18 protein-coding genes and 1 tRNA gene are annotated in these 21,949 nt (G+C 70.0%); 9 read left to right on the plus strand and 10 right to left on the minus strand.

Going from position 1 to position 21,949, the window contains the following annotated elements; all coding sequences use genetic code 11:
* Together ettA and FE633_RS25760 are read right to left on the minus strand one after the other, a co-directional pair.
* On the minus strand, positions 1-1,665 hold the full coding sequence (gene ettA / locus FE633_RS25755) for an energy-dependent translational throttle protein EttA (protein WP_138047572.1): 1,665 nt from the start codon (positions 1,663-1,665) through the stop codon (positions 1-3).
* Between the two features lie 266 nt (positions 1,666-1,931).
* The gene (locus tag FE633_RS25760) at positions 1,932-2,798 is read right to left on the minus strand and encodes a GNAT family N-acetyltransferase (protein ID WP_138047573.1); all 867 of its coding nucleotides are present in this window, start codon (positions 2,796-2,798) and stop codon (positions 1,932-1,934) included.
* 112 nt (positions 2,799-2,910) lie between these two features.
* Here FE633_RS25760 and FE633_RS47860 point away from each other — a divergent pair, with 112 nt between their 5' ends.
* From FE633_RS47860 to FE633_RS25775, 3 genes are all read left to right on the plus strand, one after another.
* Positions 2,911-3,102, plus strand: a complete 192-nt coding sequence (locus tag FE633_RS47860; protein WP_212747278.1) for a hypothetical protein — start codon at positions 2,911-2,913, stop codon at positions 3,100-3,102.
* Positions 3,103-3,415: 313 nt separating this feature from the next.
* Complete coding sequence (locus FE633_RS25770; protein WP_138047574.1) at positions 3,416-3,679, plus strand: hypothetical protein; 264 nt, start codon at positions 3,416-3,418, stop codon at positions 3,677-3,679.
* A gap of 488 nt (positions 3,680-4,167) precedes the next feature.
* Positions 4,168-4,590 (plus strand): pyridoxamine 5'-phosphate oxidase family protein, encoded by a 423-nt coding sequence (locus FE633_RS25775; protein ID WP_138047575.1) that lies wholly within the window; start codon positions 4,168-4,170, stop codon positions 4,588-4,590.
* Positions 4,591-4,654: 64 nt separating this feature from the next.
* Here FE633_RS25775 and FE633_RS25780 read toward each other — a convergent pair whose 3' ends face one another.
* The 4 genes from FE633_RS25780 to FE633_RS25795 form a co-directional block, all read right to left on the minus strand.
* Positions 4,655-6,067, minus strand: coding sequence for a Cys-Gln thioester bond-forming surface protein (locus tag FE633_RS25780; protein WP_171060119.1), 1,413 nt, complete (start codon positions 6,065-6,067; stop codon positions 4,655-4,657).
* A 206-nt stretch (positions 6,068-6,273) separates the two neighbouring features.
* Positions 6,274-6,744, minus strand: coding sequence for a single-stranded DNA-binding protein (locus FE633_RS25785; RefSeq protein ID WP_138047637.1), 471 nt, complete (start codon positions 6,742-6,744; stop codon positions 6,274-6,276).
* Positions 6,745-7,003: 259 nt separating this feature from the next.
* Complete coding sequence (locus FE633_RS25790) at positions 7,004-8,950, minus strand: YfjP family GTPase (RefSeq protein ID WP_425473226.1); 1,947 nt, start codon at positions 8,948-8,950, stop codon at positions 7,004-7,006.
* Positions 8,947-10,554 (minus strand): dynamin family protein, encoded by a 1,608-nt coding sequence (locus tag FE633_RS25795; protein WP_171060120.1) that lies wholly within the window; start codon positions 10,552-10,554, stop codon positions 8,947-8,949. Before FE633_RS25795 ends, FE633_RS25790 begins: the two co-directional genes overlap by 4 nt.
* 311 nt (positions 10,555-10,865) lie before the next feature.
* Here FE633_RS25795 and FE633_RS25800 point away from each other — a divergent pair.
* Positions 10,866-10,938: transfer RNA gene (locus FE633_RS25800), tRNA-Arg, on the plus strand.
* 574 nt (positions 10,939-11,512) lie between these two features.
* Positions 11,513-12,523 carry an ArsR/SmtB family transcription factor gene (locus FE633_RS25805; protein WP_138047578.1) on the plus strand — a complete coding sequence of 337 codons (1,011 nt, stop codon included), beginning with the start codon at positions 11,513-11,515 and terminating at the stop codon, positions 12,521-12,523.
* A 352-nt stretch (positions 12,524-12,875) separates the two neighbouring features.
* Here FE633_RS25805 and FE633_RS25810 read toward each other — a convergent pair whose 3' ends face one another.
* Positions 12,876-14,171, minus strand: a complete 1,296-nt coding sequence (locus FE633_RS25810; RefSeq protein WP_138047579.1) for a M20 metallopeptidase family protein — start codon at positions 14,169-14,171, stop codon at positions 12,876-12,878.
* A 195-nt stretch (positions 14,172-14,366) separates the two neighbouring features.
* On the opposite strand from FE633_RS25810, the gene FE633_RS25815 reads away from it, so the two are divergent.
* Both FE633_RS25815 and FE633_RS25820 read left to right on the plus strand, forming a co-directional pair.
* Positions 14,367-16,097 (plus strand): acyltransferase, encoded by a 1,731-nt coding sequence (locus FE633_RS25815; protein WP_138047580.1) that lies wholly within the window; start codon positions 14,367-14,369, stop codon positions 16,095-16,097.
* 157 nt (positions 16,098-16,254) lie between these two features.
* Positions 16,255-16,803: a tellurite resistance TerB family protein gene (locus tag FE633_RS25820; RefSeq protein WP_138047581.1), complete on the plus strand. Its 549-nt coding sequence runs from the start codon at positions 16,255-16,257 to the stop codon at positions 16,801-16,803.
* A 50-nt stretch (positions 16,804-16,853) separates the two neighbouring features.
* Here FE633_RS25820 and FE633_RS25825 read toward each other — a convergent pair whose 3' ends face one another.
* Entirely contained in the window at positions 16,854-18,170 is a 1,317-nt protein-coding gene (locus FE633_RS25825; RefSeq protein ID WP_138047582.1) for a phytase, read from the minus strand.
* A gap of 165 nt (positions 18,171-18,335) precedes the next feature.
* Here FE633_RS25825 and FE633_RS25830 point away from each other — a divergent pair, with 165 nt between their 5' ends.
* Positions 18,336-18,842, plus strand: a complete 507-nt coding sequence (locus FE633_RS25830; RefSeq protein ID WP_138047583.1) for a hypothetical protein — start codon at positions 18,336-18,338, stop codon at positions 18,840-18,842.
* A 117-nt stretch (positions 18,843-18,959) separates the two neighbouring features.
* On the opposite strand, the gene FE633_RS25835 is transcribed toward FE633_RS25830, so the two are convergent.
* Entirely contained in the window at positions 18,960-20,258 is a 1,299-nt protein-coding gene (locus tag FE633_RS25835) for an MFS transporter (protein ID WP_138047584.1), read from the minus strand.
* Complete coding sequence (locus tag FE633_RS25840) at positions 20,255-21,409, minus strand: PLP-dependent cysteine synthase family protein (protein WP_138047585.1); 1,155 nt, start codon at positions 21,407-21,409, stop codon at positions 20,255-20,257. Before FE633_RS25840 ends, FE633_RS25835 begins: the two co-directional genes overlap by 4 nt.
* A 149-nt stretch (positions 21,410-21,558) precedes the next feature.
* On the opposite strand from FE633_RS25840, the gene FE633_RS47430 reads away from it, so the two are divergent.
* The coding region (locus FE633_RS47430; RefSeq protein ID WP_212747279.1) for a hypothetical protein at positions 21,559-21,949 on the plus strand (391 nt) is incomplete at its 3' end.

Consider the following 21,949-nt stretch of genomic DNA (forward strand, 5'->3'; position numbering starts at 1 on the left):
TCAGCCCCGGGTCAGCTTCTTGTAGGTGGCGCGGTGCGGACGCGCGGCGTCCGGGCCCAGCCGCTCGATCTTGTTCTTCTCGTACGACTCGAAGTTGCCCTCGAACCAGAACCACTTGGAGTCGCCCTCGTACGCGAGGATGTGCGTCGCCACCCGGTCCAGGAACCAGCGGTCGTGGGAGACGACCACGGCGGCACCCGGGAACTCCAGCAGCGCGTTCTCCAGCGACGACAGCGTCTCGACGTCCAGGTCGTTGGTCGGCTCGTCGAGGAGCAGCAGGTTGCCGCCCTGCTTGAGGGTGAGCGCGAGGTTCAGCCGGTTGCGCTCACCGCCGGAGAGCACTCCGGCCGGCTTCTGCTGGTCCGGGCCCTTGAAGCCGAAGGCGGAGACGTACGCCCGGGACGGCATCTCGACCTGCCCGACGTTGATGTAGTCCAGTTCGTCGGAGACGACGGCCCACAGCGTCTTCTTGGGGTCGATGTTCTCGCGGCTCTGGTCGACGTACGAGATCTTGACGGTCTCGCCGACCTTGATCTCGCCGGAGTCCGGCGTCTCCAGGCCCTGGATCATCTTGAAGAGCGTGGTCTTGCCAGCGCCGTTCGGACCGATGACGCCGACGATGCCGTTGCGCGGCAGCGTGAAGGAAAGGTTGTCGATGAGGACCTTTTCCCCGAAGGCCTTGGAGAGGTTGTTGATCTCGACCACGATGCTGCCCAGACGCGGACCCGGCGGGATCTGGATCTCCTCGAAGTCCAGCTTCCGCATCTTGTCCGCCTCGGCGGCCATCTCCTCGTAGCGGGTGAGACGCGCCTTGGACTTGGCCTGACGCCCCTTGGCGTTGGACCGGACCCACTCGAGCTCTTCCTTGAGCCGCTTGGCGCGCTTGGCGTCCTTCTGGCCCTCGACCTTGAGGCGGGACTGCTTCTTCTCCAGGTAGACGGAGTAGTTGCCCTCGTAGCCAATGGCCCGGCCACGGTCGAGCTCCAGGATCCAGCCCGCGACGTTGTCGAGGAAGTACCGGTCGTGGGTGACGGCGACGACGGTGCCGGGGTACTTCGCGAGGTGCTGCTCCAGCCACTGCACGGACTCGGCGTCCAGGTGGTTGGTGGGCTCGTCGAGCAGCAGGAGGTCGGGGGCCTCGATCAGCAGCTTGCAGAGCGCGACACGGCGCTTCTCGCCACCGGAGAGGTTGGTGACGGGCCAGTCACCGGGCGGGCAGCCCAGCGCGTCCATGGCCTGCTCCAGCTGGGCGTCGAGGTCCCACGCGTTGGCGTGGTCCAGGTCGTCCTGGAGCTTGCCCATCTCCTCCATGAGCGCGTCCGAGTAGTCGGTCGCCATGAGCTCGGCGACCTCGTTGAAGCGCTTGAGCTTGCCCATGATCTCGGCGGCGCCGTCCTGCACGTTCTCCAGGACCGACTTGGACTCGTCCAGCGGCGGCTCCTGCAGCAGCATGCCGACGCTGTAACCGGGCGACAGGAACGCGTCACCGTTCGACGGCTGCTCCAGACCGGCCATGATCTTGAGGACGGTCGACTTACCGGCACCGTTCGGACCGACAACGCCGATCTTCGCTCCCGGCAGGAAGCTCAGGGTGACGTCGTCGAGAATCACCTTGTCGCCGTGCGCCTTGCGCGCCTTGCGCATGGTGTAAATGAACTCAGCCAAGAGAAACCGTCCGGGACGCTTGAAATCGGCAGGGGGCAATACACCCCATCTTGCCCGACCGCCACCCCTGGGGGGAAACCCGTATGTTCGGGTGCCTCTGACCTGGGGTTTCACTGCCGGCGGCGGTGGCCCGCCCGTCACTGCCGGTCGCCGTTGAGCGCCCTCCGGGGCCTTGGACGGCGCATGGGCGCCCCGGGGACGACCCAGGGACGGCCCAGGGACGATCACTCGGCAGACTCTCGTCAGTGGAGATCGGCAGACTCTGGTCAGTAGAGAATCGAGGGCAGGTACGCGCCGTCGGGCTCGTTGTAGAGACCGATGCTCATCAGGCTCATCAGCTGCACCACGCCGAGGCCGCTCGCCAGACACCATTGCAGCAGCGGGCTGTTACTTGCGGGCACGAGGATGCCGGGTCCGCCGAATGCGGGCGCCGAGGCGATCAGGGCCTGCAGGTCTGGGGTGGTCTCGGCCACGGCGTGCGCGAAGAACGCCAGGTCCGTGGCGTATCCGGTCACGCGCCCTTCGCGCTCGACGACACGGGCCGTGCCCTGTTTCAGTGCGTCGGCGACCTCGCCGCCACGGTCGACGCCGTGAACCCGTCGGCACAGCTCGTTACAGGCGTGGAGGTCCGCGTCCGTGGCTTCCCGGACGGTGTGTCCGGGCATCTCGCGCAGGATCGGCTGCCCCTGCACGCAGGCCACAGTCTCCCGGAACACGAATCCCAGGCTGACGTACAGCGAAAACGATCTGGTGTGATACCCGCTCTGCAGCAACCGGATTCCCGGCGCCCCCCGCTCGGCAGCCCGGTCCACCACATCGTGCATCAGCCGTCGGCCGATACCCCGGTTCTGAACAGCGGGATCAATGGTGATGGGGCCGACCCCTACGGTCGGGGAGCGTTCGTCCAGAAAATTGCTTCCCACGATGCGCCCATCGAGCTCGGCGATGACGCTGTAGAACCCCGGGTTGGTCAGCGCCATCTCAATCAGCGCGACACCCACGTCGGGACTGGGCACGTCGGGCGGAAAGCCATGCTCACGAGCGATTCCGGCGAAGGCCTCGTAACAGATCCTGCCGCACTCCGCGGCATCGTTCGCAGTACCTGGGCGCAGGATGAGATCCACGATCCCCATCTCCTTCGGTGCACCGCACGCACAGAAGACTGCCTCCTTCTCTTCATGTTCCGCCCGCTCCAGCGGGGGTGCAATGCAGAGATGAACGGCCCCTGACCTACCGTGTCCCGGCATGACCACTGAAGGCTGGTTAGAAGACACCCGCACGTCGTACGACACCGTCGCCACGAGCTATGCGGACCAGGAAGTGGCCGCCTGGCTCAACGATGCCGGCTTCACGGTCGAGGCACGGATGACTCTCACCTCTGCCGAGAGCACGCTCGGGGGAATTCTCTTCGCACGCCGCCGGCCTGACACCCAGTAGGGCCCGTAGCTCCACTCACTTGGAAGCGACGACTCATGGTCGCGCATGGTCAGCTGAGGTCGCGATAGCTGCTGTCCTTCGCTGCTGTACAGCCACAACTGACCATCTGCGGCCGCATAATCATCACTCTGACCACTTACGATCGCACTGGCACGTCTGGCAACATGCTCGACCTGTGGAGGTGGGTGATGGGCGGTCCGGCTATTCCGGTTGCTGTTATAGCAAGCTTTTTTTGATCCTTTCGGCAGTCATAAACAGGCGGGGACGACTGCTGCGCAAGCGCGGGATACGCACCAGTGCGAGATGCGAGAATGTGCAGAACGACAACGGGCAGACGTTTCTCCTCGTGCGCTTCACCACGGAGGCGGGCGATCTGCGGACGAGTGTCGGTCCGTTCCAGTGGCCGCCTGCCTCGATCGGTGGCGCCTTGGAAGTGATCTACGATCCGCAGGATCTGACCAATGTCACGACCCCCGGCCAAATGACCAGCGGCAGAACATCCCTGACGATCGCCATCTGCTCCGGCGTGCTTCTCATTCTCTGTATCCTCGTGATGCTGATCGACTTCGCCGGCTGAATGATTGAATGCTCCACTGGCCGGCCCCGAGCTGCGCCACTGCCGCGACTCCCGCTTCCGAGTCGGCGTTCTGCGTGATTGACAATGCCTTGATCCAGGAGAAGCGTTGACACCGCGCACGCGAGTTATCCAGTCGGGGGAGTAATTCGATGTCCGCTTCATCAATACTCATGGCTCTGCTGGCCGTTGGCTTCCTCGTGCTCCTCGCCTTTGGAGTGAGGTCGATCGAGAACTCGTTCGTCCAGAAGATCGCGGGAATCGTCTTGGTAGCCGTGGCAACTTCGGTCACCTACGCCGTAGTCCAGGCAAACAAACCCGCCCCACAGTACCCGCGTCCCTACAGCACTTATCCGTGAGCGCAATTGCCTCCCGTGAGGGACCTGGACCTCCGCAACATGGCCTGGTCCCATCGGAGTAGGGCGCAAGCCCGATGTGTCCCGGGCCCTCGGACCGAGGCGCCGCGGCGGGGGTGCGGGTGAGATGGGTCCATGAGTGATCCCGTGTCTCCCCTGTCCCCGCTGTCTCCGCCCGGGGCCGCTGTGCGCGACCGTCTGGCTCAGGAGAAGCACGCCTGGCTGTGCACCGTGCGTCCGGACGGGTCTCCCCATGTGACGCCGGTCTGGTTCGTCTTCTTGCAGGGCAGTTGGTGGATCGGCGCGGACGGACGTTCGGTCAAGGTCCGCAATGTCGAGAAGTTCTCGCGGGTCTCCCTGACGTTGGAGGACGGCCGGTTTCCTGTCGTGGCCGAGGGGGAGGCGGTGCTGCACCGCGGCCCGTTCCCGAAGAGGATCACGGACGCCTTCGCCGCGAAGTACGGATGGGATGTCTCCGCCCCGCGCGAACAGGGCGGAGGCCGCGTTCTGCTCGAAGTTCCCGTGCGGCGCTGGCTGCTGGCCGGTGTGGCTCAGTGATCGCCCGTGCCCAGGTCAGGTCGGGCCACCACCGAGCGCCGGGGGCGAGTAGGTGCGCACCCCGTCAGTCCCGCGTCGGCGTCTTCTGCTTGCGGACCAGGAACACCGCGGCACCACCGATCGCGAGCAGGGCGATCGCGATCCCGGCTATCACCGGCGTGGCGCTGGAGGAGCCGGTCTCCGCGAGATCGACGCCCCCGGTGGCGGTGGAGGTGCCGCCCGCCGAGGCCGGGCTCGGCTCGCTCAGCGTCTGGGTGCTCTCACCGCCGGCGCTGCTCTGCGTCCTGCAGTCGAGCACGCCCTTGAAGCGCTCCTCGTACCCGTTCGGCCCCTTGATCGTGAAGTCGTACGCCTGATCCTCCTGCAACGGGATCGTCACCGTCTGCGTCGCGCGCGCCTCGATGGTGCGCTCGATCCCCATCAGCTCGAAGGTGAACGGCTCGTCGCCCTGATTGACCCCCGTGATGTCCACGCCGCCCTTGGCGCAGTTCTTCTCGGCCGACAGCGCGGGTATGGCGCCCTTCCCGGCCCAGGACGCGGACGCCGTCGCGGAGACCGTCGACTCGCTGGAGCCCGCGAGGATCTGTGTCTGGCTCCTGCTCTCTGAGGCGAAGGCCCGGCCGACCGGGACGGTGGTCGAGGCCTGAACCGTCAGCGCGGCCGAGCCGTCCGCGGCGTCCTCGGGCACGTCGAAGAAGAGCCGGCTGCCGTTGGCCGCGGACGTGATGACCTTGCCGTCCTCGCCGACGACCTTCACCCCGCTGGCAGCGTCGGCGGGCGGCGTCACGCTCACGCTGTCCGCGTTGGTGTGCACCGTCACGGGGCCGAGCATCCCACCGTCGTGCCCGGAGACCGCGGGCGGATCCAGGGTCAGCGAGGCCTCCGGCTCCGCCACGTTCCGCGCATGCTTCTGCAGATAGTCGGCGAGCTTCTCCGCCCGCGGGTTCACCGCATCCACGTCGACGCCGTCCGAGTAGCGCCAGATCGCCACCTGCGTGCCGACCGCCGCGTCCTGCTCGGTGAGCCCGCTAGCGCCCGCCTTCCCGGCCAGCGCCGCGAGGTCGTTCACCTGCGGATAGGAGTTCTGCAGGATCCAGCGGATCTTGCCCGCGTCGGGGTTGCCGTTCAGCGACGTACCGCTCCAGGACGTCTCCTGGTACTTGGCGTCCTTCTGCGTCGGGCTGTTGATGTCGATGCAGTAGGTCTGCAGAGCGCCGCCGTCGTCGACGAACATCTCGAACAGACCCGCGGACACCTGCCTGTCCTCGCCGTTGTCGTGGATGACAGCGGGCCCGGACGTCTTGAGGCCACCTATGGTGGCGGTCGCGCCGCCATGGTTCTGCGGGATCTCGTCGGCGGCGGCCGTACCCGCGGTGGTCATCACACCCACCACGACGAGCCCGGACACCAGCGCCGCCACGGCGAGGCGGGCAGCGCCCAGCCCGCGCGCGGACAACGCAGAGAACGAAGAAAGCACGAATTTCCCTTCGAGCAGGACCCGTTGACGTGGGGGGTTACGGTCCCACCAGCAGAATCACAAGCCACAAGAGCTATGCCCGGCATCCTAGGGACGGGGTCGCACCGCATTCCCCAGTGATCCCATCGGATAACCGATCCGACTCGGAATCGTTATCGCCCGTCGGATGCGAGCTGGGCCTATCGGCACAGCAACGACATTTGACGTCATGTCACCAATGCTGGCTCCGGCTGCTGTTGGGCCGTGGCATCCGGGCGGGCTCCCGTCCCCGTCTGCCAGTTGGGCTCCGGCCGGGACGTCGCGGCCGACGCCGCCTCCCCCTTGGAAGCCCGCCGGAACGCGGCGGTGCCGCGCGACAGATCGTGGCCGAGCGCGGACGCCTCGATGTCCGCGTACGTCCATGACTGCCCGTCCCGCTGCTCGGAGCGGACCTTCAACCGGCCCTGGACGACTACCGGATCGCCCACGGTCAGGGACGCCTGCACATTCGTCGCCAGCGCCCGCTTGGTCCACACCGTGAAGAAATTGGTGTGCCCGTCCGTCCACCCGTTCTTCTCGCGGTCCCAGTACCGCTGCGTCACCGCCAGCCGAAACCTCGCCGACGCTCCCGTCGCCGTCTCCCGGTACACCGGCTGCGTAGCGACGTTCCCCACCACGCACACCATCGTCTCGTTCATCTCGAACCCCTCCCGTGCCCACATGCGTACGGGCCCGTCCCGCACGGCTGCGTCTGTCGCCACGACCGCGGTGCGATCGCCGCGACCTCAGACTGCCTCCGCCGGCCCGAGCCCGCTGAGCGCTGTGGGCCACCGCCCAGTTGTGGACAACTCCTTCACCCGATGGAGGGGCAATGCCTCATCGAAGCGGGCCCGGCCTCCTCATCCCACCGAAACGGACCCGGCCCACCCTCGTCCCACCGAATGGGGCCCGCCCCTCTCATCCGACCGAAGCCCCGACCCCCGTGACCCGTGCGTACTGCTCCCGTACCTCCTGATAGCGCAGCAGCTCCGCCGCCACCGGATCCAGCACGTTGGCCCGGCCGCAGCTCGCGGCCGCCTCCCGCAATCGTTGTTCCGCCTCCTGCCCGTACCTCCGTGCCGGCCCGCGCGCCGCCAGTTTGCAGGCCCACTCGACCAACGGCCCGCCCACGATGCCGATCGCCATCAGCAGCACCGGCACCCCGAGATTGGGCGACATGAAGCCGATGATCTGCCCCAACAGCCAGAGCCCACCGATGACTTGGAAGATCGTCATGGATGCCTGCGCCAGTACGGCGGCCGGCCACCAGCCAGGTCGCGGCGGTCGTCCGGCCGGAGAACCGGCCCGTGCCGCCAGCTCGTCCAGCTCCTCCGGCAGCCCCTGCGCTCCTCGCACGGCTGCCTCCCGCACCGCCTGCGCCCAGGGCGTGGGCAGCCCGCCGGCGGCCTGCTCGACCACCGTGCGCACGGCCTGCTCGACGCGCTGACGCGCCGTGGCCTCCTCGTCCGCCTGCGTCCGTACGGGGAGGCGCCCGGGCATGAGGTCGTAACGGTCCTGGCACCAGCGCCACAGCCGCAACCAGGGCGTGCCGCACGCACGGTTGGCGTTGCGGAGCCAGGCGCGCTCGGCGGCCTCACCCGCGGCCGTGGCGCCCACCGCGTCCGCGAGCCGGTCGGCGAACTCTTCCCGTGCCTCCTCGCTGAGCCCGGTCCGGCGCTCGGTCGCGTAGACGGGCCACAGTCGCGCCGCCGCCGCGTCCAGGTCGGCGGAGATCCGGCGTGTCGCGGCTGCCCGCCTGGCCACGAAGTGGCCGAGCGCCTCGCGCAGTTCCCCGACGCCGTCCCCGGTGAGGGCGGACAGCGCGAGCACGCTCGCGCCCGGTTCGCCGTACTCACCGAGCGCGATCCCGTCCTCGTCGAGCAGTCGCCTGAGGTCGTCGAGGACCTGGTCGGCGGCCTCTCCGGGCAGCCGGTCGACCTGATTGAGGACCACGAAGATGACCTCGGCGTGCCCCGCCATGGGCCGCAGGTAGCGCTCGTGCAGCACGGCGTCGGCGTACTTCTCGGGATCGACGACCCAGATGACGGCGTCGACGAGCGCCAGGATGCGGTCCACGTGCTCGCGGTGCTGGACGGCCGCGGAGTCGTGGTCGGGCAGGTCGATGAGGACGAGCCCGCCCAACTGCGCCTCGGCCTCCGGGCTCTGCAAGGGGCGTCGCCGCAGCCGCCCCGGGATGCCGATCCGGTCGATGAGGCTCGCCGCGCCGTCGCTCCAGCTGCACGCGATGGGCGCGGCGGTGGTCGGTCTGCGTACTCCGGTCTCCGAAATGGCCACGCCGGCGAGCGCGTTGAAGAGCTGCGACTTGCCGCTGCCGGTGGCTCCGGCGATGGCGACGACGGTGTGCTGCCCGGAGAGCCGGCGCCGCGCCGCGGCCTCGTCGAGGACCCGGCCCGCCTCGGCGAGCGTCTTGCTGTCGAGGCGGGTCCGGGACAGCCCCACCAGTTCGCGAAGCGCGTCGAGACGGGACCGTAGCGACCCGTCGTACGCGAGAGGGGTCACCGTCGGCGGCTTGGTGTCCACGACCTTCTCCGGCATGGCCTGCCCCTCGGCCGTGTCGGACACGCGCCGCGCGATCAGCCCGTCGTCCCAGGCGGTCTCGGAGTCCGCGTCAACGGATGCGTCGTCGGCCCCGTCCCTGGGGTCAGCCTCGGAACCGTCGTCCTCGTCCGCCACGCGCGCGTGCTCACCCTTCCCGCGACCCCGACGTCCCTCGCGTCCCTCATGTCCCCCGGGCCCTCCCCGTCCCTCACGTCCCTCACGTCTCCCGCGTTCTCCGCGTCCCTCGTTGTCTCCGGTGTGATCCGAGTGATCCCAGTGGTCCGTGACGGCAGTCACCGCGGTCACCTCTCCTTCTGCAGTACGGACAGCGCGGCGATGAGTTCGGCCTGGGGTTCCGGTTGTACGTCGAGGGCGTCGAGCGGGGCGAGCCGGCGGTCTCGTTCGGTGCGCAGGGCCTGGCCGAGGTACTCGGTGAGCAGCCGGCCGCCCTGGTCGCGCAGCCGCAGGGCACGGTGCGCTCCGATCCGCTCGGCGAGGCCTTCGCCCGCGGACCGCGCCCTGCGGCCGCCCAGAAGCGCGGTGGCGACCAGCGCGGCCACCACCTCGGCGTCCGGCGCGGAGCCCTTGTCGAAGGGGCGCAGTTCTTCCTCCGCGTATTCCTCGAGGACCCGCCGCCACCGTCGTACGGTCATCCCGATCCGGTGTTCGGCTCCCTCCAGCGACGGATCACGGTCCATCAGGCCAGGCGCGCGGGCCGCGGGTTCGCGCCGCCAGGCCTCGTCGATCCGCTCGTCGGCGGCGGTGACCGCACACAGCAGCAGCGCGGCCAGGCTCTCGACGAGCGCGTCGAGCAGTTCGCCGGCGGTGCAGTCCAGCGGATAGCTGCGCCACCGCTTCAGCGCGTCTCCGGCGAGCACGGCCCCGGCCTGCAAACGGTTCCGCACGCGCGTGTGCTCGCTGTCGTACGCCCCGTCGACGGCCGCGGTGAGCCGCAGCGCGGCGGCGTACTGCGCGGCCGCGGCGCTGGCCAGCTCGGGCATCCGCGACTTCAGCGAGTTGAGTACCCCGTACGCCGTACGCGCCATCGCCTGCTGCCGGGCCCCGGGCTCCTGAGCCAGATAGGTGAGCCACTCGCGCAATTCCGCCACCGCGGTGGCCGGAAGCAGCCCCCCACCCCATGCGGACTCGGGCAGCTCGGGCACGGTGAAGCGGGGCACCTCGCCGAGCCCCGCCTTGGTGAGCAGGGCGCCGTACTGCCGCGACACCTCGGTCACCACCTGGTGCGGTACCCGGTCGAGGACGGTGACGAGTGTGACGTCGTGCTCCTTGGCGGTGCGCAGCAGATGCCAGGGGACGGCGTCGGCGTACCGCGCGGCCGTGGTGACCATGACCCAGATGTCGGCCGCGCAGATCAGCTCGGCGGCGAGCACCCGGTTGTCGGCGACCAGGGAGTCGACGTCGGGCGCGTCGAGGAGAGCGAGCCCGCGCGGGAGGGTGTCGACGGTCTCGATACGCAGCACGCGCGAGCCCTCCTCGCCCGGCAGGAACATGTTGTCCCCGGTCCCCCGTTGAGGCGCCCACGCGCGCTTGAGGGCGGGCAGTACGCGCATACCGCTGAACCAGTGATGATCCTCCGGATGGCACACCAGCACCGGAGTGCGTGTCGTGGGCCGCAGCACCCCCGCCTCGCTGACGCGCCGCCCCACGAGGGAGTTGACGAGCGTCGACTTCCCGGCGCCGGTGGACCCCCCGACGACGGCGAGCAACGGCGCTTCGGGATCCTTCAACCGGGGCACCAAATAGTCGTCGAGCTGCGCGAGCAGTTCGTCGCGATTGGCACGCGCGCGTGGAGCCCCCGCCAGGGGCAGCGGAAAGCGTGCGGCGGCGACGCGGTCGCGCAGGGCGGAGAGTGCATCGAGCAGCTGAGGCCGTACGTCCAAGGTCACCACATGCGAAGAATGCCCAATTTCGGATGCTTTCTGAAGCATATGAGCATGTCTGCGCGCCGATCAGACACACGGGGCGGAAGGGACGACTGGGGCGCAGGCATAACGAGTGCACAACACCCGGGGCGTGAGGCGCCAAAAGCGATGCACGATTCGCACCTGCCTGCGATTATCGGGACCGCTTCACCGAACCTCCACATTGAGCCACGGAGGCGAAGCACCAGGGACAAGGACCCGGGAGCCCTATCCTTGTCCCCGGCGAGGTCACGGATCCGCCCACACCCGGGCATCAGTGCCACAGGCCACCACACCCGGCCCCCGTAGCTCAGTGGATAGAGCAGGCGCCTTCTAAGCGCTTGGCCGCAGGTTCGAGTCCTGCCGGGGGCGCCGCGCCTCGGCCCTTCTTCGGAAGGGCCTTTTGGCTGTTCAGGGGCCCTTTGGGCGAATCAGTTCCGGTTCACCGGCCACACCGCCGCCGGGTCGCGGCGGGCCTGGGCACGCCAGCAGGTAGACCTCGTTGCAGAGTCAGCGGCAGGGCACACAGGGATGGTTCGACTTCCGCGGCCGACAGCGCCGCGTGGCGTTGGAGCAGCACGCGCCGGAACGGACGCGGGTAGGGCGGCTGCGGAGCGTCCCAGTGCCCAGGCACGAGCCGGCCGTCAGCCGACTGGGGGTCGGATGCGTCGTTGTGCGTGCGGCAGTGAAAGGCCGGCAAGTGGTCTCCGCCGAAAGGCTCCAAGTCCCGGGGGGATGTCGAGCTGGAAGAACAGAGCCATCCGCTCGCCGCAGAAATCGCCCGCGTCCTCCTCACATCCTGTTCGACCATCCGCTCAACCTGACGGCTGTCCTGTGACGGCTGGTCGCGAGCGAGATGGTCTTGGTGCGGCCGGTGTGATCACGGCGTCGGAGTCGTCCTGGACAGCCCCGTTCATCTCGAAGACGGCGACAGGGCCTCCCGGCATTGCTCGGTTCGATTCGCATCCCCGAGCTGCCGAGAGGCCCTGCCCTCGCCTTCAGCCTGCACCGGTTCCAGACCCGCCGCGGGCGCTGGGCCTACGCCGGCTGGTATCGCACGGCCCGCACTGAACTCCAGGACCGCGGCCTGGACTGCATGGTGCGCACCCTGCTGCTCCCGCTCTTCCCTCGCGCTGCCTACTTCCCGGACTTCCTCACCCCCGCCCAGGCCGGCGAAGGCCTGGACGCCGGCCTGGAGGCCATTGTGGCCACCCCCCGTCGGCGGGTCCTGCGCGAAGTCGGCATCCTCGCCCGGGTCAGCGGCGCCCCGGCCTGGGCACCGGCCTTGGCCGACCGGGAGACCCGCGGCGACCTGGTCCGCGCGCTGCGCGCCTACCACGACGCGCTCATCGCGCCGCATACCGAAATCCTCCAGGCCCGCCTGGACGCGACACGCTCCGACCTCGCCCGCGGCCTCATCGACCAGGGTGCCGAAGCCCTCTTACGCCGACTGGGCCCCCGCGTACGCTGGCGGGCCCCGGTGCTGACGGTCGACTACTCGGCCGCCGAGCGCGATCTCCACCTCAACGGCCGCGGCCTGGTGTTGATCCCCTCCTACTTCTGCTGGGGCACCCCCGTCTCACTGGCCGATCCTGGCCTGCCGCCCGTACTGCTCTACCCGCTCCTCCACGAGGCGCCGCCCCAGCCGGCCGATCCCTCGGCTCAGGCCACACTGGCTGCTCTGCTCGGCCGCACCCGCGCCGCCACCCTGCACCTCATCGCCGCCGGGGCCACCACCGGAGAACTCGCCCGCGCGCTCGGCATCTCACCGGCGACCGCCACCCACCACACCACGTCACTGCGCAACGCCCACCTGATCACCAGCCACAGGCACACCACCACCGTGCTGCACACCCTGACCCCACTGGGCGCGGCCCTGCTCAAAGCCAACACCCAACAGGATCACCCGACCGCCACACGGCCGACGGCAAGAGGCCAAGGCCGAGGCCGAGCCTGATCAGACGACTGAGAGGTCGCCGGCGGCGAGAGGAAGCCTGCGCTACTCAGCCGGACGCATGGCGTTCAAGACCACCGACGAGGCACGGTGTTCCTCGCAGACAGCCCACCAGCTGTCGCCGCCCTTGTCCGTCACATGAACGCTCCAACTCGCTGCGCGGCTACAAGGAGCACCCCAGGCGCAGCGCTGTTGATGAGACTCCGTGCCGACCGCATGTTTCTGCTGGTCCCACTTGATCGGTCGCTCAACGAGTTCCACGAGACCAGTGAAGCGCGTCTTTCTGGCTGCCACAGTCGAACGCGTGTCGAAGTCGGCAGCCGTCGCAGGTGTGCCCCTGGTCAACCCGGGTCGGTCACGCCCGGGCGCGCGCGGCGAGCCAGCCCGACATCGCGCGGACGCCCATACCGATGGCCCGCTCATCAGGGTCGAAGTCGCCATAGTGCGGGTAGCTGCTCGTGATGCCGGCGCCCGGGGCACGGACGCCGAGGAAGGTGTAGGTGCCGGGTATGCGGTCGAGGAACAGCGCGAAGTCCTCGCCGTTGAAGGGGAACGCCGCGTGCAGCACCGTCACCCCGCCGGGGCCGAGCACCCGGCGCAGATGCCGTGCCACGGCATGCGCCTCCTTCTCCGGACAGACCATGGCCGGGAACGGATCAGCGGGGAAACTCACCAGGGCCCCTGCGTACGGCTTCGCCAGCCGGCGGATCTCCTCGCGCACCTCGACGTACCGCTCCTCGGGCCAGCAGCGGTACGACACCTGCACCTCGGCCCTGCCTTCGGCGTCGGCCTCCTTCGCCCTGGCGCGGGTGACGACGAACCGGGCCAGCGGACCGTCCGGCGTCTGCACCGCCGCGACCATCCGCTCCAGGTCCGCGGGCGTCTGCGGGGGTGCCACCGTGGCGAGCCCACCGATCTCCGCGGCCAGCCGCCGCGCCGACTCGGTCGTGTCCGGCCCCGTCAGCGTGATCACCGCACGGTCCTGGCCCGGCAGTCCGCTGCCTGGTGTCACCGCGAACTGCCCCACCGGAAACGGGCCGCAGTGCAGCGCGTGGATCTCCTCGGGGCGGGTCCACTCCAGCACACCGGCGTCGATCATCGCGCGAGCGCCCACAAGGGCCTCCTCACCGGGCTGGAAGAAGAAGACCACCGTCCCGCTGAGCCGGTGCCTCAGCTGTGCCAGCACCTGCGCGACGCCGACACCCACCGTGGTGTGGATGTCATGCCCGCAGACGTGGGCCGCCTCGGTGCCTCCCGTGACGATCCCGTCCGGCGGCACCGCGTCCATGTCGGCCCGGTAGGCCACCGTACGTCCGGGGCGCGCCCCCTTGAGTACGGCGACGACTCCGTTGCCGCCCACGCCGGTGGTCACCGCAAGCCCGGCTGCACGGAGCCGGTCGGCCACCTCGGCGGCGGTACGGAGTTCCTGCCCCGCCGTCTCGGGATGCTGGTGCAGATCACGCCGCAGCGCGATCAGATCGCTGTCGAGCCGCGCGGCGGCAGCGTCGATCGATGCTTGGTCCAGCGGGCGGTGGCGGCCGGAATCCGCCGCTGCGGCGCTGCCGGACGCCAGCGCCGCGCCGGCTCCGGCCGCCGCGGTACCGCCGAGCACAGTGCGGCGGGTCAAGGCGGGCTTGCTCGGACGGGTCATTCTTCCCCCAGTGATCATGCGGTCACGACCGGCATCCGCCCCTGCAGGGCTGGCCGCCAGTCCATCAACGATCACGCAGTCCGGGTCAACCGCACCCCGATTCAGAGCAATTGAAAGACGGTCCTCCGCATTCAGGCAGGCCTTGACCCAGGTGCCAGCTTCGCCACGGGCGTCCCGCTGCTTACTGTGCGGCTCATGGGTCTTGGACAGGAATTGTCAGCAGAGCACTTCGATCACTGCCCCTGGCTCTTCGCGGAGGAGGCGACGGAGGAACAGCGCGCCGCGCAGCGGGAGCGGCAGCGGTCGATCGGCGGGGACAGCGAGACGGGTGAGCGGTGTTACGTCGCCCAGTCGGCGGCGGTGTTCCCCGATCAACTACGGCTCGGGGACGACTCGTACATCGCCGCCCACGCCTATGTCACCGGAGAGTTGACCACCGGCACCGACTGCACGCTCAACCCCTTCACAGTCGTGCGCGGCACCGTCGCGCTGGGGAAGGGGGTGCGGATCGGCGCGCACACCTCGCTGCTCGGCTTCAACCACTCCATGGCTCCCGACCGGCCGGTCTTCCAGCAGCCGCACTCCAGCCGGGGGATCACCGTCGGGGACGACGTATGGATCGGGTCGCACGTGGTCGTAGTGGACGGCGTGACCATCGGTGACCACTGCGTGATCGGCGCCGGGGCGGTGGTCACCAAGGACCTGCCGGCGTGGACGGTGGCCGCCGGAAACCCTGCACGGCCGGTCCGCGACCGGCGGGACGCCAAGGCGACCTCCGCGGCTGGCACGGCCCGCACGGCCCGCACGGGACACGACGGCGATGTTCTGGCCCGGTTCGCCGAGACCGCCCGCGCGCAGGCGGCCGACGTCCTCGGCCGGTGCTGGGACGGCGAGGGGTACGCCGACCGGCCCGGGACCGCGCCCACGGTACGGGCGCACTGCGATGCCGTGGAGATCGCCGACCTGCTGCTGGGCACCGCTCCCGAACAGCTCGACACGAGCGACCATGTCCAGCGCCTGGCCGCCCTGCAGGACCCGGACACCGGTCTGGTGCCCGAGTTCGGCGAACCGCTGCCCGCGCCGGACGACGACGGCTTCCTCGGCGAGGGCGCCGCGCTCTACCACGTCCTGTCCGTCGGCTACGCCCTCGATCTGCTGGGCTCCTCCTTCCCGCATCCGGTGCGCGGCGTAAGGGAGATGACGGCGAGCCAACTCATCGCGCGTCTGGAGGGCTTGCCGTGGCGCGACGGCGCGTGGGGAGCCGGGGCGTGGATCGACACCTGGGCCACGGCCGCCCACTGGAACCTGCGGTACGCGAACGGCGACGGCACCCGACCGGGCAGCCTGGAGGCCCTGTTCGGCTGGCTGCTGACCCGGGCGGATCCGTGGAGCGGCATGTGGGGCAGACCCTCGCCCGTGGCCGGGCGGCTGCAGGTCGTCAACGGCTACTACCGGCTGACGCGCGGCTCGTTCGCACAGTTCGGGCTGCCGGTGCCGCACCCGCGGCGGGCCGTGGACGCGGTCCTGGACCACGCCCGCGACGTCCGCCACTTCGGCGCGGGGCAGGAGAACGCCTGCAATGTGCTGGACGTCGCCCATCCGCTGTGGCTGTGCACCCGGCAGTTGGGCGGAGGCACCGGCGACGGCGGCTACCGCTCGGCCGAGATACGCGCCTGGGCCGAGCGGCAACTGGACGCCGCCCTGCGGCGCTGGCAGGACGGCCGGGGCTTCGGCTTCGGTCCGGGGACCTCCGGCCCGGGCCCGGAACCAGGGCTCCAGGGCACCGAGATGTGGCTGGCGATCATCTGGCTCCTCGCCGACCTGCTGGGCCGCTCCGACGCCCTCGGCTACCGCCCCCGCGGCATCCACCGCCCCGAGCCGGCCCACGACGGCCCAGACGGACACGACGGCCCACCGCAGGGATGAGGCGCACTCCGGCGCGCTGGGCTCTGTGGCGGACGGAACACCGGACGACGGCAGGGGCGGCGCACTTTGCGGAACCTTTGCACAGAGGCGGCCGTTGGTCCTTTGAGCGCGCGCGAGCGGGTTTGCGACCGATGACTCAACTACCGAGGTGACATCCATGGCAATGTGGGACCGGCTCAAGGACCAGGCCAAGACCCTGCAGCAGTCCCAGGGCGGGCGCGGCGCGACCGGCGGACGGAGCCGCGGTGCGGGGTCCGGCGGTGGTTCACGCGCCCAGCTGGTCAGCGTACTGAAGACGCAACTCGGCTCCCTCAAGACCGAGCTGAAGAGCGGGGCGTACCGGGACGCGAGCATGGCGATGTGCGCACTGGTCGCGGCAGCCGACGGGCATGTGGACCCGGCCGAGCGGCAGCACGTGGAGTCGATGATCCTCAGCAATGACGTGCTGCAGAACTTCCCGCCGGAGCAGTTGCGTCAGCGCTTCAACAAGCATGTGGACCAGCTGACCCACAACTTCCCGCACGGCAAGGCCGAGGCGATGCAGGACATCGCCAAGGCCGCCAAGAAGCCGACCGAGGCGAGGGCGGTGATCCAGACCGGCATGGTCATCGCGGGTGCCGACGGAGACTTCTCCCCGGCCGAGCAGATGATCATCCGGGAGGCCTGCACGGCGCTGGGAGTGAACCCCGCGGAGTTCCAGCTCTGATCTGCGCCTGTGCGGCCGCCGGGGCGCGCCCCGGCGGCCGCACAGGCCGTTCACATGTCGGCGGCGTCCACGACGTCACCCAGATCGACGAACTTGAAGCCGGTCGCGGTACGGGTGCCGCCTTCCCCGTCCGGTACCGCCGGCGTCTCCTGGCCGTCCTGGACGACGAGCAGGCCGCGCGGGTAGCGGGCGCCCAGCGGGGCGTTCAGGACGGCGGCGCCGTCGCACTCCTCCACGCTGTCGAGGGTCTCCGAGGCGGCGCCGATCCGAAAGCCGCCCTCGTACTCGTTGTCCTCGCTCACCTCACGGTCGTACAGGGCGAAGGTGTTGTCGCCCTGGCTGGAGGCGAGCAGGTAGCCGTCGCCGTCGCTCTCCTGGTAGAGGGTCAGGCCCTCGACGTCGGCAGACAGCCGCTTCCCGCCGAAGCCCGGGTCGGCGCCCGGCGCGCACTCCTCGGTCTCCTCGTCGTACGTCCCGGGGACGCCGTACTCCCTGACCTTGTCCATCAGGACCGGCTTGCCGGTGAGGTCGGCGCGCAGCCGCCAGATGCCGATGTCCTCCTGGCCGGCGTAGAGAGTGCCGGTGGCCGGGTCGACGACCATGCCCTCGACCTGCGGGAGTTCACCGGGTTCCGCGCAGGGGCTCCACGTCGTGCCGTCGGGCAGACGGAAGGAGGACGGGAGGTCGAGCGTGCGCACCTTGCGGTAACCGACCGTGCCGCCCGCGGCGGGGACGAGTTCGAGCAGAGCGAGGCGGGTACGTTCGCGCCGGCTGACCAGGGCGTACGTGCGCCCGGTGGCCTTGTCCTTCCACGTGGCCAAGCCGTACGCGGTCCGCTGGTCGTTGATCTCGGCCTGGTCGGCGGAGAACACCGGGGCGGCTGCCGGGTCGGTGATGTCGGTCAGCGGGCCGTCCGGGCGGGACGGATCGATGCGGTAGATCCGCAGGCGGTCATTGCCCCGGTCGGTCACGACCGCCACATCGGCCCGGCCGGACGACGTACGCAGACCGGAGACGAGGTCGACGTTGTTGAAGCGGCCCGGGGCGTCGTCCTCCGCCGGCGGCTTCGGTGCGGCCAGCGACTGCGCCAGGCGCGCTCGCAGGTCGTAGACGCGCAGGCCGCCCTCCTTGGCGGTGGCGACGACGAGACTGCGGCCGGGGTCGGCGGCGTTTCGCCAGATCGCCGGGTCATCCGCATCGGCGTTGCCGCCCGCCTCGTCGTCGTAGAGCGCGGCGGTCTCGCTGCTCGCGGTCACCACCGGCAGGTCGGACGCGCCCGCCCCTGCGGGGAACGCCGCGAGGAGGGTGATCAGCACGGTGCCTGAGGCGAGGACTGTGGCTCTTCGCGTGGTGCGGTGCGTTCTCACAGACGCTTCCTTACCGTCGAGGATGTCGGGACCATGCCGAATGGTGCGAGGAAAAGCTTTCACCCAGGAGGCCATGACCTGTCCATGCCGTCACGGCCGTCACGGGCAATACGGCGGTACTTCACCGAAGTTGGTCCGGATGTCATCCGACCACGAGGAGGACTGATGAGGGTCGGCATCACCGGACACCGCGGGCTGCCCGAGGCGATCGCCCTGCCGGTGCGAGAGCAACTCGCCACACATATCGAGGGATACGCCGTCGCTTCGCATGGCGACCTGGTGGTGGTCACGTGTCTTGCCGACGGCCCGGACACCTGGTGCGCGTACGAAGCCCTGGCGCACGCCGGAAGCATCGAGGCGGTCATTCCCGCCGAGGACTACAGATCTGTTCTTCCGACACGTCACCACGCCGACTTCGACCACCTCCTCTCCCACGCCTCCACCGTGCGTCGGACAGGCCTGGCCACATCCGACGGGCACGCGTTCATGGTCGCCGGCGAGCTCATGCTCGACGACATCGATGCCCTGCTCGCCGTATGGGACGGGCTGCCCGCCCATGGCTACGGCGGCACGGCCGACGTCGTCGCGGAGGCCGGTAAGCGGGGAATCCCGGTGAACCGGGTGTGGCCAGTGGGTACGGTGCGTCCACCAAGCTCCGCGCCCGTGTCCTGAGCCCTCGGCGTTGCTTCTGCCCCGGAAGGGGCGGGCGCTGAACCCGCAGAGGGCGGGCGCTGAACCCGGAAGGGGCGGGCGCTCGACGGCGCCCGCCCCCCGGTTCGTGAAGGTGGGTCAGGCTGGGACGGGGCGGGGCTGCGGCTCCGGGGTCGCCAGTCGGCCCGTGCGGTGCAGGCCGTACAGGGCGGTCGCGCAGGCGAGGCCCAGTGCGAGCAGGGAAATCCACGGCAGCGCGGGCATGCCGGCCTCGCGGGCGGCGTCCAGGGCGGCGCCGGTGAGCAGGTTCCCGAGGGTGATACCGACCCCGCAGATGGTGTTGTAGAGCCCGTAGTGCGTGGCTACGAGGCGGTCACCGGAGAGGCGGACGATGGTGTCCATCTCGAAGGGGTAGGCGATCATCGTGCCGATCGCGAGCAGCAACGCGGCGAGCGTCGGCGGCACCGCGGCCAGCAGCCACAGTCCGACGCCGGACTCGGGTACGGGCACGGCCGTGGCCACCAGCAGCGGCACGAACGCGACGCCCATGACGGCGAGCCCCCGGGTCAGCGACTGGCCGGGCTCGTAACGGGCCTTGCACCAGGCGGTCACCCTCGTCTGCCCCAGGATCGTGCTCAGGCCGGAGACGGCGAAGAGCAACGCCACCGCCGCCGTGCCGAACTCGCCCTCGCCCCCGAGCCGGCGCACCTCGAGCGGCAGCGCGAGATAGACCTGGAACGACAGCACGTACGAGCCGATCATGGCGCCGGAGAAGAGCAGGAAGGGCCGGTTGGCGAGGATGCCGCGCCACTGGGCGAGCACGCTCTCCTGGCCGTCGCCCTCCCGGTCCTCGCGGTCTTCGCCCTTGCGGGCGGGCAGGGCGCGGATCTGCACCACGGACAGCAGCGCGAAGATCCCGGCCGACACCAGGCAGGTGACGCGGAAGTCCACCCCGGTCAGCAGCATGCCCGCGAGCGGGCCCAGCAGGATCCCGGCCTGGTAGAAGATGTTGAACAGCGCGAACGCCTCGACCCTGCGCTCCCCCGCGTCCGCGGCGAGATAGGCCCGTACCGCCGGGTTGAACAGCGCTCCCGCGAGACCGGTCGCCGCCGACGCGGCGAGCAGCGCGGCCAGCGAGTCGACCAGCCCGAGCGTCGCGAAGCCAACCGTACGCAGCACGCATCCCGCCACGATCAGCGGCTTGTAGCCGAACCGGTCGGCGAGCGTCCCGCCGACGAGGAACATGCCCTGCTGGCTGAAGTTCCGTACGCCGAGGATGAGTCCGACGACCCATCCGGCCAGTCCGAGGGTGCCGGACAGATGGGCGGCCAGATACGGCATCAGCATGTAGAAGCCGAGGTTGATGGTGAATTGATTGACCATCAACAGCTGGACGCTGCGCTCGTACGTGCGTACCTGTGCGAGGGTGCTCTTCACCGGCCCTCCCCCACGACGTCGGCCCGCGCTTCGGCCCGTACGTCGGTCTCCTGCGACGGCTCGGTCAGCGTGAGTGGGTCGACCACGGCGGGGCACCGGGTCCAGCGAGTGACCTCCTTCTCGTCCGCCCGCCCGATCACCTCGGGCTCGGGCGAGGGCGGGGTGTCCAGCAGGCCGTGAGCGGCGCAGTAGTCGTCGTCGAACACCGTGCCCAGGTAGCGCTGCGGGCCGTCGGGGAAGATCGCCGCGATCCGGGTGTCCGCGGGCATGGTGCGGGCCAGCCAGCCGGCGACCAGGGCAGCCGCCCCTACGCTCCACCCCCCGGTGGCGTAGTGCGAGGTGGCCAGTTGGCGGCAGGTCCACACCGCCTCGGCCGGGGCCACCCAGTGGACCTCGGAGAAGTTGTCGTAGGCGACGTTGCGGGGATAGATGCTCGACCCCAGGCCCCGCATCAGCCGCGGCCGGGCCGGCTGCCCGAAGATCGTGGAGCCGATGGTGTCGACCCCGACCACCTTCAGTTCGGGGTACAGCTGCTTCAGTACGCGGGAGACGCCTGCGGAGTGCCCGCCGGTGCCCACGCTGCACACCAGGACGTCGATGTGGCCCATCTCCGTCGCCAACTCCAGGGCGAGCGGGGTGTACGCGGTGGTGTTGTCCGGGTTGTTGTACTGGTCCGGGCACCATGAGCCCGAGTGACGCGCCATCAACTCCTTGACCCGCTCACGGCGGGCCTGCTGCCAGCCGCCGGTGGGGTGGGGCTCGGAAACCACGTTGACCTGGGCGCCGTAGGCGGTCAGCAGCCGGGTCATGGACATCTCCAGTCCCGGATCGGTGACCAGGGTGACGGGGTGGCCGTAGACCATCCCGGCCAGGGCGAGGCCCAGGCCGAGGGTGCCGCTGGTGGACTCGATGATCCGGGCGCCGGGTCCCAGGTCGCCGCGGGCGCGGGCCCGCTCGACCATGTGCAGACCCGGACGGTCCTTGATGCCGCCGGGATTGAAGCCCTCCAGCTTGGCCCAGAAGCCGCGGTCCGCGGGAGTCAGCGGCTCGGACACCCGCAGTAGCGGCGTGTTCCCCACCAGCGCCGACAGGGCGGACCGGTCGGGCCTGACGGGCGTGACAGGGGTGACAGGAGTGACAGGGGTATTCATCAGTGACTGCATCTCTTTCGCTCTCGCTCGATGAATGCGTGATGCGTGCTCATCTCGCGCCACGGCCCCATGACGGACGGTCAGTCGTCCGGGGGTGTGTGCCGTGGCGCGGCAGCCGGTATGGAGTCGGCTGCGGGCGAGAGGTCTAGATGCGCCACCGCGAGGTGCGGACGAGCGCGGTCCTTCCCGTACGTCTGCTGCGGAGCCGGTACGGTCGGCGGTTCGCGGCCGGTGGCCGCACCAGGGCCGTGGAGAGGCCGGCGAGGGCCGTCGCCTCCGCCTCAGCAGGTGGTTGCTGCGCGGCCTGGACCGTCGTACGGACGGCCTCGTCCAGAGCGCATGCCTCGTCCCCGTGGTGTCGATGCGGTCCGTGCGGCACGGCATCGCCCGCCACCGCCACCCGCGCTGACGCCGACGCCGAGGCCGACGCGGACACCGAGGCCGACGCGGACACCGAGGCCGACGCGGACACCGAGGCCGACGCCGAGGCCGACGCGGACACCGAGGCCGACGCGGACACCGAGGCCGACGCCGAGGCCG

It is taken from the genome of Streptomyces montanus, from assembly GCF_005786655.1.
Taxonomy (GTDB): domain Bacteria; phylum Actinomycetota; class Actinomycetes; order Streptomycetales; family Streptomycetaceae; genus Streptomyces; species Streptomyces sporangiiformans.

Excerpts from the sequence above, each read along its gene's own strand:
- FE633_RS25815 (WP_138047580.1), top strand. The coding sequence starts at position 14,367 with ATGGGTCTTGGACAGGAATTGTCAGCAGAGCACTTCGATCACTGCCCC.
- FE633_RS25785 (WP_138047637.1), bottom strand. The coding sequence starts at position 6,744 with ATGAACGAGACGATGGTGTGCGTGGTGGGGAACGTCGCTACGCAGCCG.
- FE633_RS47860 (WP_212747278.1), top strand. The coding sequence starts at position 2,911 with ATGACCACTGAAGGCTGGTTAGAAGACACCCGCACGTCGTACGACACC.
- FE633_RS25810 (WP_138047579.1), bottom strand. The coding sequence starts at position 14,171 with ATGACCCGTCCGAGCAAGCCCGCCTTGACCCGCCGCACTGTGCTCGGC.
- FE633_RS25820 (WP_138047581.1), top strand. The coding sequence starts at position 16,255 with ATGGCAATGTGGGACCGGCTCAAGGACCAGGCCAAGACCCTGCAGCAG.
- FE633_RS25760 (WP_138047573.1), bottom strand. The coding sequence starts at position 2,798 with ATGGGGATCGTGGATCTCATCCTGCGCCCAGGTACTGCGAACGATGCC.
- FE633_RS25840 (WP_138047585.1), bottom strand. The coding sequence starts at position 21,409 with ATGAATACCCCTGTCACTCCTGTCACCCCTGTCACGCCCGTCAGGCCC.
- FE633_RS25830 (WP_138047583.1), top strand. The coding sequence starts at position 18,336 with ATGAGGGTCGGCATCACCGGACACCGCGGGCTGCCCGAGGCGATCGCC.
- FE633_RS25775 (WP_138047575.1), top strand. The coding sequence starts at position 4,168 with ATGAGTGATCCCGTGTCTCCCCTGTCCCCGCTGTCTCCGCCCGGGGCC.